Annotated in this window: 12 protein-coding genes; 2 read left to right on the top strand and 10 right to left on the bottom strand. The window is 64.3% G+C overall.

Annotated elements, in window-relative coordinates:
• Nucleotides 1-116: 116 nt before the first annotated feature.
• The 4 genes from ACOCMH_RS07015 to ACOCMH_RS07000 form a co-directional block, all read right to left on the bottom strand.
• A complete protein-coding gene (locus ACOCMH_RS07015; RefSeq protein ID WP_427306181.1) occupies nucleotides 117-1,169 on the bottom strand; it encodes an alpha/beta fold hydrolase in 1,053 nt (350 codons plus the stop codon).
• A gap of 361 nt (nucleotides 1,170-1,530) precedes the next feature.
• Entirely contained in the window at nucleotides 1,531-3,132 is a 1,602-nt protein-coding gene (locus ACOCMH_RS07010; RefSeq protein ID WP_427306180.1) for a DHA2 family efflux MFS transporter permease subunit, read from the bottom strand.
• Nucleotides 3,132-4,238, bottom strand: a complete 1,107-nt coding sequence (locus ACOCMH_RS07005) for an HlyD family secretion protein (protein ID WP_427306179.1) — start codon at nucleotides 4,236-4,238, stop codon at nucleotides 3,132-3,134. Before ACOCMH_RS07005 ends, ACOCMH_RS07010 begins: the two co-directional genes overlap by 1 nt.
• Nucleotides 4,239-4,302: 64 nt before the next feature.
• A complete protein-coding gene (locus tag ACOCMH_RS07000) occupies nucleotides 4,303-4,791 on the bottom strand; it encodes a winged helix-turn-helix transcriptional regulator (RefSeq protein ID WP_427306178.1) in 489 nt (162 codons plus the stop codon).
• A gap of 122 nt (nucleotides 4,792-4,913) precedes the next feature.
• Between ACOCMH_RS07000 and ACOCMH_RS06995 the strand changes: the two genes are divergently transcribed.
• Complete coding sequence (locus tag ACOCMH_RS06995; RefSeq protein ID WP_427306177.1) at nucleotides 4,914-6,389, top strand: efflux transporter outer membrane subunit; 1,476 nt, start codon at nucleotides 4,914-4,916, stop codon at nucleotides 6,387-6,389.
• Between the two features lie 43 nt (nucleotides 6,390-6,432).
• Here ACOCMH_RS06995 and ACOCMH_RS06990 read toward each other — a convergent pair whose 3' ends face one another.
• The 4 genes from ACOCMH_RS06990 to ACOCMH_RS06975 form a co-directional block, all read right to left on the bottom strand.
• On the bottom strand, nucleotides 6,433-6,948 hold the full coding sequence (locus ACOCMH_RS06990; RefSeq protein ID WP_427306176.1) for a DUF1097 domain-containing protein: 516 nt from the start codon (nucleotides 6,946-6,948) through the stop codon (nucleotides 6,433-6,435).
• Between the two features lie 62 nt (nucleotides 6,949-7,010).
• A complete protein-coding gene (locus tag ACOCMH_RS06985; protein WP_306855239.1) occupies nucleotides 7,011-7,430 on the bottom strand; it encodes an organic hydroperoxide resistance protein in 420 nt (139 codons plus the stop codon).
• 39 nt (nucleotides 7,431-7,469) lie between these two features.
• Nucleotides 7,470-7,778, bottom strand: coding sequence for a hydroxyquinol 1,2-dioxygenase (locus tag ACOCMH_RS06980; protein ID WP_427306175.1), 309 nt, complete (start codon nucleotides 7,776-7,778; stop codon nucleotides 7,470-7,472).
• Between the two features lie 463 nt (nucleotides 7,779-8,241).
• Nucleotides 8,242-9,192, bottom strand: a complete 951-nt coding sequence (locus ACOCMH_RS06975) for a GlxA family transcriptional regulator (RefSeq protein ID WP_427306174.1) — start codon at nucleotides 9,190-9,192, stop codon at nucleotides 8,242-8,244.
• A 167-nt stretch (nucleotides 9,193-9,359) separates the two neighbouring features.
• On the opposite strand from ACOCMH_RS06975, the gene ACOCMH_RS06970 reads away from it, so the two are divergent.
• Nucleotides 9,360-10,163 (top strand): SDR family NAD(P)-dependent oxidoreductase, encoded by an 804-nt coding sequence (locus ACOCMH_RS06970; protein WP_427306173.1) that lies wholly within the window; start codon nucleotides 9,360-9,362, stop codon nucleotides 10,161-10,163.
• A gap of 140 nt (nucleotides 10,164-10,303) precedes the next feature.
• Here ACOCMH_RS06970 and ACOCMH_RS06965 read toward each other — a convergent pair whose 3' ends face one another.
• Both ACOCMH_RS06965 and ppk1 read right to left on the bottom strand, forming a co-directional pair.
• A complete protein-coding gene (locus tag ACOCMH_RS06965; protein WP_427306172.1) occupies nucleotides 10,304-11,044 on the bottom strand; it encodes an SDR family oxidoreductase in 741 nt (246 codons plus the stop codon).
• 352 nt (nucleotides 11,045-11,396) lie between these two features.
• Nucleotides 11,397-13,532, bottom strand: coding sequence for a polyphosphate kinase 1 (gene ppk1, locus ACOCMH_RS06960; RefSeq protein WP_427306171.1), 2,136 nt, complete (start codon nucleotides 13,530-13,532; stop codon nucleotides 11,397-11,399).
• Nucleotides 13,533-13,633: the final 101 nt, after the last annotated feature.

Here is a 13,633-nt window from a genome sequence, read left to right as displayed (position 1 = left end):
CCGGGGCATGCCCGACCATGCGCACCGATGGCCTGAGCCGCCCACCTCCGATGCCAGCGCCGACAGCGCCATGGCAGCCAGTATCAGCAATCTGCGCATTGCGCCCCCTGCTTTCGTCAGCGCCTGTCCACATCGAGCACCGCCTGCGCAAACTCGGTGGGCGCTTCCTGCGGCGGGTTGTGGCCGATCCCACCCGTCAGGTTCCGGTGCTCGTAGGGGCCCGTGAACTTGCTGGCATAGGCGCTCGGCTCGGGGTGCGGCGCACCGTTGGCGTCGCCTTCCATGGTGATGGTGGGCACGCCGATGGCTGGCGCCGTGGCGAGCCGCTTCTCGAAGTCGTCGAACCTGGCTTCCCCGCTGGCCAACCCCTGCCGCCAGCGGTAGTTGTGAATGGTGATGTCGACGTGGTCGGGATTGTCGAAGGCGGCGGCGCTGCGATGGAACGTCGCATCATCGAACTGCCATTGCGGCGATGCCAGTTTCCAGATCAGCCTGGCGAACTGGTGCGTGTACTTCTGGTAGCCGGCGCGGCCCCGATCGGTGGCGAAATAGAACTGGTACCACCACTGGAGCTCGGCCTCAGGCGGTAGCGGCTGCTTGCCGGCTGCCTGGTTGCCGATCAGGTAGCCGCTGACCGAGACCAGCCCCCTGCAGCGGTCCGGCCAAATCGCCGCCATGATGTCCGCGGTGCGCGCGCCCCAGTCAAAGCCTGCCACCACGGCGTTGCGGATCTTCAGCGCGTCCATCAGCGCGATCATGTCGGCGGCGATCGCCACGGGCTGGCCGTTGCGCATGGTGTCGGCAGACAGGAAGGACGTCGAGCCAAAGCCACGCAGGTGGGGAATGATCACCCGATAGCCGCGGGCCGCCAGCAGCGGTGCCACGTCGACAAAGCTGTGGATATCATAGGGCCAGCCGTGCAGCAGCAGCGCAACGGGCCCGGCGGCAGGGCCGGCCTCGGCGTAGCCGATATTGAGCACGCCGGCGTTGAGGTGCTTGACCGGCGCGAAGCTGGCATGGGTGCCCGGCGTGGTCAAGGGCAGCGGCGGCGCCTTCGACACACCGGTTTGCGCGCGGGCGGCCTGCGGCAGCCCGAACGGCGCGGTGGCCAGCGTCGCTGCCGCTGCACCCAGAAAGCCTCGGCGAGGTAGATCGACTGTCTTCGACATCTTCTTCTCCTGTTTGCGTGATCAATGTGAGCATGAGTCTAGGAGGGCATGGCAAGCGGCATGTGTCGGATTTCAGGGGATTTGTATCGCTGTGTATCGATCCGCGATTGCGCCATACGCGGATACAAAGCAGCCCGGCTGAAGGACTCGCACGCCAGTCAATCGGACTCTCCCAGCAGCACGACTTGCGGCATTGGCCTGCTACCCGCATCTGGAACATTGCAATACGCATTGGCCGCACGGGCGCACGCAACGCCGGTATCGCGCGGGCGTTCGCCCGCGTACACGGTAGCGGCGCTGCCCGCGAGCAGTGCGACTGACAGGAACATCTTGCATAGGCTGGATTTCATGGTCTGCCCCTTCAATGTGCATCTGCCGACGGACCCTTCGGCGCTGCAACCTTGCGCATCAGCGGCACCATGGCTGTGGCGACGACGAAGCAGATCAGGATCAGCAGGAAGATGTCGCCAAAGGTCTGCGTCTGCGCCGCGCGCCAGGCCAGCCCCCACAGTTGCCTCAGCGCCGCGGTCTGCGCATCGAGGGCATCGTGCCCGGCTGCCACAAACTGATCGCTGACCCCCTGCAGCAGGTTCCCCATCGCTTCGTTGCGGATGTTCAGGTGCTCGGCCTCGCGCATGAAGTGCAGGTTGCCGCGATTGTTGAGCACGGTTGCACAGACCGCGATGCCGATGGCCCCGCCCAGGTTGCGCATCAGGTTGAACAGGCCCGACGCGAGCTTGAGGCGCTCTGGCGGCAGGCTGCCAAGCGTCAGCGTCACGGTGGGCGCCACCGCGAACTGCTGGGCCATGCCGCGCAGCGCTTGCGGCAACAGTAGTTCAGCCGCGCCCCAGTCGTGCGTGATGGGCGCGAAGTACCACATCGACACCGCGAACAACGCGAGTCCGATCATCATCAGCCAGCGCAGGTCGATCCGGTTCGCCAGGAAGGCATAGAGCGGAATCGACGCCATCTGGAACACGCCGGTGGAGAACACCGCCAGCCCGATATCCAGTGCACTGAAGCCGCGCACGCGCCCCAGGAACAGCGGGGTCAGGTAGATGGTCGCAAAGATGCCGATGCCGGTGACAAAGGAGAAGAAACAGCCAAGCGCGAAGTTCCGTTCCTTGAGCGCGCGCAGGTCCACCACGGGGTTGGCATAGGTCAGCGTGCGCCAGATGAAGCCCACGCCCGACAGGCCGGCGATCCAGGCGGTGGCCAGGATCACGTCGTCGCCGAACCAGTCCCAGCGCGGCCCTTCTTCCAGCGTGTATTCGAGGCAGCCCAGGAACAGCGCCAGCAGGCCCATGCCCAGGTAGTCGGCACCGCGCACCAGCGACCAGTTGGGCCGGTCGACCTTGACCAGCAGCGGCACGGCGATGGTGACGAAGATTCCGGGCACCAGGTTGATGAAGAACAGCCAGTGCCAGGAATAGTGATCGGTGATCCAGCCGCCGATGGTGGGCCCCAGCGTCGGCGCCAGCGAGGCCAGTCCGCCGACGGTGGCGGCGGCGATGACGCGCTGGGGGCCGCTGAAGAAGGCAAAGGCGGTGGTGAACACCATCGGGATCATCGAGCCGCCCAGGAAACCCTGCAGCGCCCGGAACACGATCATGCTGTTGATGTCCCACGCCACCCCGCACAGCAGGCTGGTTACCGTGAAGCCCGCCGCGGAGGCGGCGAACAGCCAGCGCGTCGACATCACGCGCGACAGCCAGCCGGACAAGGGAATGACGATGATCTCGGCAATCAGGTAGCTGGTCTGCACCCAGACGGTTTCATCGGCGCCGGCCGAGAGCGCGCCGCCGATATCGCGCAGCGAGGCGGATACGATCTGGATATCCAGCAAGGCGATAAACATGCCCACGCACATCGTGCCAAAGGCAAAAACCTTGGCGCCGGTGGACATCGCGTCCGGTGTCGCCACCAGGGCGGACGCGGGGCGGGTCAGGCTGGCCGTTGTCATCACTGCACCTGCTTGCCAGGCTGTGTGTTGACCTGGGCGACGACCGACAGGCCCGGGCGCAGCACGCCAAGCCGGGCATCTTGCTCATCCAGCCGGATCCGCACCGGCACGCGCTGGACGATCTTGGTGAAGTTGCCGGTGGCATTCTCCGGCGGCAACACGCTGAACTGTGCACCGGTGGCCGGGGCCACGCTGGCCACGTGGCCATGGAAGACCCGCCCAGGCAGCACATCGGCTTCAATTTCGACCGGCATGCCGGGGCGCATGTGCGCCAGTTGCCCTTCCTTGAAGTTCGCATCCACCCACAGCCCGCTGGCCGGCACGATGGACAGCAACTGGCTGCCGGCACCGGCAAAGGCACCCACCCGGGCGCGCCGGTTACCCACGGTGCCGTCCACGGGCGCGCGCAGTTCGGTATAACCCAGGTTTAACTTCGCGATGTCGCGCTCGGCGATGGCCTGTGCCAACGATGCCTGCGCCTGCTGCTTCTGCGTGCCAATCACCTCAAGCTGGCGTTGCGCGGCCAGCAGCGCGGCATGCGCCTTGTCGCCGTTGGCCTGCGCCTGCTTATAGTCCGAATCCGCTTTCTGAGAGCTCTGGATGGAAACCGCCGCCTTCGCCACCAGGCTGGCATAGCGCACCTGGTCATCGCGCGCCCGTACGGTGTCGGCATTGGCGGCCGTGATGCCGGCCCTGGCCTGTGCAATGACCGCCTCTTGCAGGCGCGCGGTGGCGTCAAGATTTGCCAGCAGTGCCTGTTGCGCGGCCACGGCGCCTTCGGCCTTGGCCAGTGCGGCACGGTAATCGCGGTCGTCGATGCGGACCAGCACATCGCCCGCATGGACCGTCTGGTTGTCCGTCACCGCGACTGCCGCGATGTAGCCACCGACCTTGGCGCCAATCACCGTAACATCGCCGCCGACGTAGGCGTCGTCGGTACTCTGCAGGTAGCGAGCCGATGTCCACCAGTGGTAGCCGTACCCGATCCCGGCCAATCCGGCGACAACCAGCGCGCCGGTCGCCAGCAGCCGCTTGGGGCTGGCCTTGGATTTGGACGCGGGTACGGGTTCGGTACCCGCCCGTTCAATCAGCGTGTTACTGCTCATGGCACTTCCTTTCTGCTTTCACGACTTACCGCGCCTGGCAGGCGCTATGGGAGGGGAACTGGAATCAAGCCTCGGCTGAACGGTTGAGCCGCCGCCGCACCCGGTCGGTCGCCGCCGGGCCGGGAGCAATGTGGTAGTCGGCGTCGGTGATGGGGCGCCCGCTGGCGGCATCCACCAGTACCGGCTCGACACGCTCGCCGGTGCTCCGGTTCGCCAGTTGCACGCTTTCGCCCTCGGGCGCGAGATGCTTGTTGCCCCAGGCCAGCATGGCCAGCAGGACGGGCCGGAAATCGCGGCCCCGCTCGGTCAGGAGGTACTCGGAACGGGGCGGCCGGTCACAGTACTGACGCCGCACCAACATGCCCTCGTCCACCAGCGAGTTCAGCCGGCGGGTCAGCATATTGGGAGCGATATCGAGGTTCTGCTGGAACTCGTCGAAGCGGGTCACCCCATAGAACGCTTCGCGCAGGATCAACACGCTCCAGTGGTCGGCAACGCGGGCGACCGTGCGTGCGATCGGACACGGCATTTCAGCAAGCGGCTTTCTCAGCATGATCGGCTTCCTCGCAAAATGTAGTTGCTATCAATTTGAAAGTTAGTCTAGAGTAGTAACTATCATCTTGCAAGTTAGTTTTTAGCTTGTGCTGTATTCGTCGCTGTTGAAAGGTGTCCGTCATGCTGCAAAGTCACTCACGCCCCGCGCTCCGGCGCGTCCGCGCTGGTATCCACGTCCTCCCCAAACTGCTTGCGGCCACCGTCGCCGCCAGCCTGGCAGCCTGCGCTGTCGGCCCCGATTACCACGCCCCGCCCTCGGATATGCCCGCTGCCTACGCGCACGCAGCGGCGCTGGACGCTCGGGAAGCTACCCAGCCGGCGCCGGCGCTGGACCGCTGGTGGCTCGGTTTTGAGGACGCCGCGCTAACACGGATCATCCATCGCGCGCTGGAGCAGAACCTCGACCTGGCAGCGGCCATTGCGCGGGTCGACCAGGCGCGCGCCGCAGCAAACCACGCGGGCGCGGAATTGCTGCCGCAGGCAGCCTTGTCCGGCAGCGTGAGCAAGCAGCGCCAGTCCCTGGAAGGACCCTTGGGCAGCCTCGGCAAGCACCTGCCTGGCTTTGACCGCAATTCGACGCTGTACAGCGCGGGCGTGGGGGCGAGCTGGGAGATCGACGTGGCCGGCGGCCTGCGCCGCGGCGCGGAAGCCGCCAGCGCGGAGGCCCAGGCCGCAGAAGCCGAGCACCTTGGCGTGCGCGTGCTGGTGGCCGCCGAAGCGGCCGATGCCTACTTTCGCGTGCGCGGCGCACAGCAGCGCATTGCCATCGCGCAACAGCAGGTACGGACCAACGCAAAACTTCTTGAACTGGTGCAGTTGCGGCTGGCCGATGGCATCGGCGCACAGCGGGAACGGGCCCAGGCCGAAGCGCAACTGGCACAGACTCGCGTAACCATCCCGCCGCTGCAGATCGAACTGGAAACGCAGCTGAACCGGCTCGATGTATTGATGGGCGCGCACCCTGGCACTTATGCAGCGGAACTACGGGCGCCGGCGCAGCGCACGGCCGTACCGCAAGTCTCCGTGGCGCAGGGCCCGGCCAACCTGCTGCAACGCCGCCCGGACGTGATTGCCGCCGAGCGGAAGCTGGCTGCATCCAGTGCCCGCATCGGCGTGGCCACCGCTGAGTACTACCCGAAGCTGTCGTTGTCCGCGCTGCTCGGCTTCGAGAGCCTCTCAGCCGGCAAGCTGTTCACCGCTTCAGCATTCCAGCCCGCCGCGATCGCGGGGCTGCGCTGGCGGCTGTTCGATTTCGGCCGGGTCGACGCTGAAGTGGCGCAAGCCAAGGGCGTCAACGCCGAAGCGCTGGCCAACTATCGCAAGTCCATGCTGCGCGCCACCGAGGACGTGGAGAACGCAATCATTGCACTGACCCAGCTGGAATTGCAAAGCACGGAATTGGACACCGAAGTCGATGCCCATGCCCGCGCGCGCGGCGCGGCAGAGGAGGCCTTCAAGGGTGGCGCGGTCAGCTTGTTCGAAGTGCTCGAGGAAGACCGGCTGCTGCTGGCCGCGCGCGACCAGCAGGCTCGTGTGCGCGCTGACAACGCGCGCGCGGCGGTGGCGACGTTCCGCGCGCTGGGCGGCGGCTGGTAAATGCGCTCGCGCGCGCCCCAGCTTGCCGGCCGCCCCACCCGGCTCAGCCTGCGCGCGCAAGCCGCCCTTGCAGCACGTTGGCGATACCGGCGCCGATTGCGCCGAGCACACCCGCGGCGGCCAGCGCCGCAAGCAGCCTCAGCGATGGCGGCTGGCCCGCGGCAAAGAAGCTGATCAGGCCAAGAAAATAGGCGAGCGGGTTGTTGATCCGTGGCAGCGCGCGCAGACTCAGCACGAGGACCACATCACCGAACACCGCGAGCGGCGTAGACAGATCACCGAAGCGCGGCGTCAGCCATGCAATCAGCAGTCCTGTCGCGGCACCGAAGACAATGCCGAGCAGGAATGCTGCGAGATTCGCCACGCCTTCGCGCGTCGTCTGCGCGCTTGCATTGAATCCGACCCAGCCAAGGAACATGGCCCAGGCAGGAAGCGCTGCGGCGAGCGTCAGGAATGTCGTCACGGCGGCCACGACGGCCCCGATCAGCGTGATGCCATGGAACGTGCCTGGCGGGATATTCATTGCCGCAGCCTGCACCGAAGTGCCAATCTTCGACATGGGAGCCTCCTTCCAAAAGATGACCTCCCAGGGTTTTGCCTCCGGCAGGTCAACGGTACAGGTCAGACCAGGTTGGTTTCGATGTGGATGTTGCCGCGCAAGGCTTTCGAGTACGGGCAGGTCTGGTGCGCAGTATCCACCAGCGCCTGTGCCACTTCACGGTCGATGCCGGGGATATGGACATTGAGCCTGGCCTGCAGCAGATAGGCATCGCCAGCCATGCCGAGGTCAACCTCTGCGTCGACGGAAAGGTCGGACGGCAGCTTGATCTTCATCTTGCCGGCGGCCAGCCCGATCGCGCCGATAAAGCACGCTGACCAGCCCGTGGCGAGCAATTGCTCCGGGTTCGTGCCAGGCCCTTTGGTGCCAGGCGACGACAAATGAAGGTGCAGCCTGCCGTCATCGCTGCGAGCCTCGCCATCGCGTCCGCCTGCGGTAATGTGGACTTTGCCGGTGTACAGCACTTTTTCAATACGGGTCATGATGGATTCCTTTTTTGTTCAACAGATCAGGGTTGGATTTCAGGCGTAGGCGCCGTCAAGATAGGGATCGACACTGCGAGCCGGGTCCGCCGAGGCGCCCGTGCGGTCCAATCCTGCAACGCTGTGCGCGCCGTCGTAAAACGGATCGACGTCGCGCGCACCGTTCGTGTACGGGTCGAAATTGCGTGCGCCATCGCTATACGGGCTGCGTGTGTCCTGCACCGACCGGGAACCGTCGGTGTACGGGTCTGGCGCACCCACATGTGAAAGTCCGGCGGCCTGCGCACCGGCTGCAGCGGCAACCAGTGCCACGGCGACGATAAAACGCTTGGCGATATGAGTAGTCATGATCGATTTCCTTAAGAGTCTGCGTTGGGTATTGCGGGGCCGGAGGACCACCTCGTCGAGGTTCGCTGCCGGGCCACGGAGTGCATTTAAGCGGATCGACGTATCTCCCGCGTAGCGCGGGAGTGCCCGTTTTGTCGGATGACGTATCGCTGCCGCGGCGTGATACAAACGCGTACAAAGCGCGCGTGTGAACGGGATTGGGATCAGACAGATAAGGGCCGCCGCTTCTTCCGCAAGGTCGGGGCACGTCGCCTCGCGGCCACTCGTGGCGCAAGGCCACGGGCGATAGCGACTTCTGCCAGTGGCACCAATATGATGGCTTCATCGCTTAAGCCAGGGCGACTGTGTCGCCGCAGACCAAAGCAATGAAATGGCAATTGAATGAAGCTCGGTAGCATCGAGCTGTTTTGCCCGGCCGCGGAGCTTGACAGCTTCACCGCGGCGGCCACTTTGCGCAGACGATTCAGGCCGCCTGCAATTCGTCGCCGCGCGCCATGCGCCGGATCGCCTGCGGCGGTTGGCCGAACGCCCTCAGGAACGCACGCCGCATGCGTTCGCGGTCGCCAAAGCCGGTATCGCGTGCAACCACGTCGATGGCATGGCGGCCGCTTTCCATCATCAGCCTGGCCGCCTCCACGCGAAGATGCTCCACCGCCTTGGCAGGGGTCTGTCCCGTTTCGTCCCGAAAGGCACGCGCGAACTGCCGCGGGCTAAGGTGCGCGGCGTCCGCCAGTTGTTCCACCGAAAGCTCCTGTTGCAGGTTCTGCCGCGCGAAATCCAGTGCGGCGCGAATGCGATCAGAGCGCGGTTCCAGGTCCAGCAGTGCCGAGAATTGGGACTGTCCTCCGGCGCGGCGGTGGTACACCACCAGCGACTTCGCTACATCGCGTGCCACCGCGCGACCTGCATCCTTCTCCACCAGCGCCAGCGCCAGGTCGATGCAGGCCGACATGCCGGCCGAGGTCCAGACGGGACCATCGATGATAAAGATGCGGTCCTCCTCCACCCCGACGCTCGGGAAGCGCCGTCGCAACTGTTCAGCGTAGTACCAGTGCGTCGTGGCGCGGCGGCCATCCAGCACCCCGGCCTCAGCCAGGTTAAAGGCACCGGTGCAGGTCGCACCGATGCGACGCGCGGTGCGCGCCGCACGTTGCAGGAACTTCACCAGGCCGGGTGACGCAGGAAGGACATCATTGTCGCCCACCACCAGCACGGTATCGAAGCGACGCCTGCCAAAGGGCTCAGTGTCAACCGAAAAGCCGGCGGAACTCAATACGGCTCCGCCATGCTCGGACACCAGATGAACCTTGTACAGCGACTCTCCAAGCGCGCGGTTGGCGAACTCCAGCACCGTCGAGACCGCCAGGTTCAGCACCTGGAAGCCGGGATAGAGGGCAAGGGCTACGTGATGCATGTCGATCTCCTCGGGGCCCTGCAGGGCAGGCTTGCAGCGGTGGCAGTAAAAGTGGCATCTATGACATTGGTGTCATGGCCATTGTGCACCTAATCTACGTTTCACGCAGCCGGCCGAACCAGTGTCGAGCGCCACGAACCCTTCCTCCCTCAATCTGGAGATCTGACATGACAACGCACAACCATTCGGGTACCGCACTGATCACCGGTGCGTCTTCCGGCATCGGCGCCATCTATGCGCACCGCCTGGCACGCAGGGGCCACGACCTGATTCTGGTGGCGCGCAACCGCGCGCGGCTGGAACAGCTGGCCCGCCGCATTTCCGACGACACCGGCCGATCGGTCGAGATCGTGACCGCGGACCTTGGCGTGCCAGCCGATGTACTGCGCGTCGAAGAGATCTTGCGCACCGACGCGAGCATCACGACGCTGGTCAACAATGCCGGCTTCGGCGGCGCGGCACCGCTGCTGGAATCGGATGTCGACACGATGCAGGCGATGATCGAACTCAACATCACCGCCCTCACGCGCCTGACCTATGCCGCCGCCCCGGCCTTCGTCGCACGCGGCCGCGGCACGATCATCAATATCGCCTCGGCTGTGGCGATCGCGCCCGAGGTTCTGAACGGCGTCTACGGCGGCTCCAAGGCCTTCGTGCTGGCCTTTTCCCAGTCGTTGCAGCATGAGCTCGCCGGCAAGGGCGTGCGCATCCAGGCCGTCTTGCCTGGCGCAACCCGCACTGAATTTTGGGACACCGCCGGCCAGCCGGTCGAGAACCTGCCGCAATCCATAGTCATGAGCGGCGACGACCTGGTTGACGCCGCGCTTGCAGGGCTGGACCAGGGCGAAGTGATTACCGTGCCGTCGTTGCCGGACGATGCCGACTGGAAGTCGTTCGAGGCTGCGCGCGCCGCGCTCGTACCCAACCTGTCGCGCAACCTGCCTGCCGCGCGCTACGGCGTCGGGCGGTAACGGACTGAAGGCGCGCGCAGGGTTACGGCACGTTTCGCTGCTGGAGCCCGATATCGGGGTTCGACCTGGCCACCGCGCCTTCTCTCCTTGTCAATCACCAGGCCGGCCGGACTCTGGCCGTCTCGTGATCTTGCTGCGAATCACGCGCTGAATCCGCCATCGATCGTAAGACTTGCGCCCGTGACGAATCCAGCCTCCGGACCGGCCACGTAGGCCACCATCGCAGCGATTTCGTCTGGGGTCGCGTGGCGCTGCAATGCCATGAGGCCGTGCATCGTGGCGCCAAACTCGCCGGCTTCCGGATTCATGTCGGTGTCGGTCGGACCCGGCTGGACGTTGTTGACGGTAATGCCGCGTGGACCGAGATCGCGGGCCATGCCTTGCACGAGGCCCAGCAGCGCGGACTTGCTCATGGCATATGCGCTCCCGCCAGGGAATGGCATCCGCTCGGCATTCGTGCTGCCGATATTGATGATGCGACCGCCCTCGCCCATGTGCGCAAGCGCGGCCTTCGCGGCGACGAAGACAGCGCGCACATTGACAGCAAGCGTCTTGTCGAAGTCCTCCAGCGAGAGGCTCTCGACCGGGCCCAGCAGCAGCACACCAGCGTTGTTCACCAGGATGTCAATCTTGCCAAACTGCTGTGCGGCGCTGTGGACCGCGCCAGTGAGCGCCGCGGGATCAGCAGCATCTGCCTGGATCGCCAGTGCGCGACCACCGGTCGCTTCGACATCGGCTGCCAGCGCGTCGGCGGCCGTTGCAGATTGCTGATACGTAAAGGCGACAGTCGCGCCCTCGCGCGCCAGACGGCGGACGATGGCTGCGCCGATTCCGCGCGCGCCGCCCGTGACAAAGGCGACTTTTCCAGAAAGGGTGGTCATGACATGCTCCTGAGCAATAGACGTTGGTGAATGGAGTATGGTCTGTCCATTCCCTCTGCGATAGCCATGAGCCAGCACTAACTTCTTCAACCACTGGTATAAGCTGAGGCTATGGAAGGCTTTTCGTAACGGGGGCCTCGACAAGCGCTTCGAGGCTGACTAAGTAACCTCGCGAGACTGAATACGCCCGACCGGTCCATGCCAATTGCGCCGGTCACGGGCCGCGGACATAGCAACGATCACCTCAATTTCAGCGATCACAACAAGCTGGGGACCAGCGACCATAGCATCATTCGCGCGGTGTTCAAATACCGGCCGATCCAGGAAGACCTCGGCCAAGCCGCGAGTTGGCTCATGACAAGGCTGACAGCAGGAGACTTTGCGCAGCCTCGCCCTCACGCGAGGGCTGACGCTCGTATCTCCCGTCCGATGCCATCTGCCAGCTGTCGCAGCGGTCTGTCAGGTACGGCATGAGCCCTTCCGCAATGACCCGTTTCTTCAGCCCGGCATCGAGAATCGGAAAGCAGATCTCTATCCGGCGGAACAAGCTCCGCTCCATCCATTCACCACTGGACAGCATGACTCGTTCCGCACCTTCATCGTGAAAATAGAAGACGCGCGAGTGCTCGAGAAACCGGCCCATCACCGATTTCACCGCAATGTTCTCCGACAGACCGGCCACGCCGGGGCGCAGCGCGCAGGCGCCTCGGACGATCAGGTCAATCTGCACGCCATCGCGTGAGGCATCGTACAGCGCCTGAATCAGATCGGGCGCCAGTAATGCATTCATCTTGGCGATTATCCATCCCTTGTGGCCAGCCCGGGCATGCCCTGCTTCGCGCCGGATTGCCTCAAGCAGCGCCTTGTTCATGGTGAACGGCGATTGCCAGAGATGGGCCAGGCCATGGATTTGCCCGCGGCCGGTCAGTTGGCTGAACACTTGCGCGACATCCTGCGTCAAGGCCTCATTCGATGTCAGCAATCCAAAATCCGTATAGGTGCGCGTCGTCTGACTGTGATAGTTCCCCGTTCCGAGATGCACATAGCGCCGCAGCTTCCCCTCCTCGCGTCGCAATACCATGACCATCTTGGCGTGCGCCTTGAAACCTACGACTCCGTAGACGACATGCGCGCCGACGTCCTCCAATTGTGCGGCCCAACCGAGGTTGGCCTCTTCGTCGAAGCGGGCCAGCAGTTCCACCACCACGGTGACCTCCTTGCCGTTTCGCGCAGCTTCGATAAGCGCCGAAAGCAGGACCGAATCATGTCCGGCGCGATATACCGTCTGGCTGATTGCTACCACATCGGGATCGTGTGCCGCCTGTCTGACCAGATCCACCACCGGTGCAAACGACTGGAACGGATGATGCAGCAGGATGTCGCCATCGCGAATGGCGCTGAAGATGTCCGAACACTCATGCAAAGCCCTTGGCACGCCGGGCCGGAAAGGCGGGTACTTCAGGTCCGGCCGATCCAATTGATCCGGCACCTGCATCAAGCGAACCAGGTTGACCGGTCCGTTGACGGAGAACACCTCGCTTGCCGCCAGACCGAACTGTTCCTGCAGGAACGCGGTCATGGCCGGCGTGCAGTTGTCCGCCACCTCGAGCCGGACAGCATCACCAAGATGCCGATGCGGCAATTCCCCCTGCAGGGCCTCGCGCAGGTTCTTGACCTCCTCCTCGTCCACAAACAGCTCGCTGTTGCGTGTCACGCGGAACTGGTAACAGCCGCGAATTGCCATGCCACTGAACAGTTCGCCGACATGGGCATGCAAGATGGAGGAGAGAAATACAAAACCGTGCGCGCATCCGGCAATATCCGCCGGCAGTGCAATGACGCGCGGTAACGCTCGGGGCGCCTGCACGATCGCATAGCCTGAGTTGCGCCCAAACGCATCCTTGCCGTCAAGTTCAACGGCAAAGTTCAGGCTCTTGTTGAGCACCCGTGGAAATGGATGCGCCGGATCCAAGCCGATCGGCGTCAGCACTGGCATCAGCCCTTCGAAGAAGAACTCGCGGATCCATGCGGCTTGGCCAGCGTTCCACGAGGGCCGGCGCAAGAAGCAGATCTGCTGCTCGGCCATGGCCGGAATCAGCACGTCATTGAAGAGGCGATACTGCTGATCGACCAGTTTCCGGACCCGTTGATTGACCCTGAGATAGACCACCTGCGGCGTCAGCCCATCCGGACCGACCACCGGCGACTGGAGTAAGCACTGTTCCTTGAGCCCCGCCACGCGAATCTCGTAGAACTCGTCCAGATTGCTGCTGAACGTACACAGGGCGCGCAGACGTTCCAGTAGCGGCACCGCGGCATCGGCGGCCTGCTGCAGGATGCGCCCAAAGAACTCCAGTTCGCTGAGTTCTCGGTTGATATAAAACTCATTGCCGTTCCACAACGCCTCCGGGTCCACGGCCGAGTCGGGATGCCGCCTCTCCGAGGGCTTCGGTGCCGTCTTAGGTATGAGATCGCAATCGCGTTTCATGGTTTGACTGCCAATTCAGGGGAGTCCTTACAGAGTCTAGCTGCCGTATCACCCATATTGGCGCGAATGAATGGCACAGAACACGCGAATACATGCTACCG

Origin of the sequence: Cupriavidus sp. H39, assembly GCF_050271075.1 — a bacterium.
Lineage (GTDB): Bacteria > Pseudomonadota > Gammaproteobacteria > Burkholderiales > Burkholderiaceae > Cupriavidus > Cupriavidus necator_B.
Note: the sequence above shows the minus strand (reverse complement) of the source record. Positions and strands in the feature narration are given on the sequence as shown.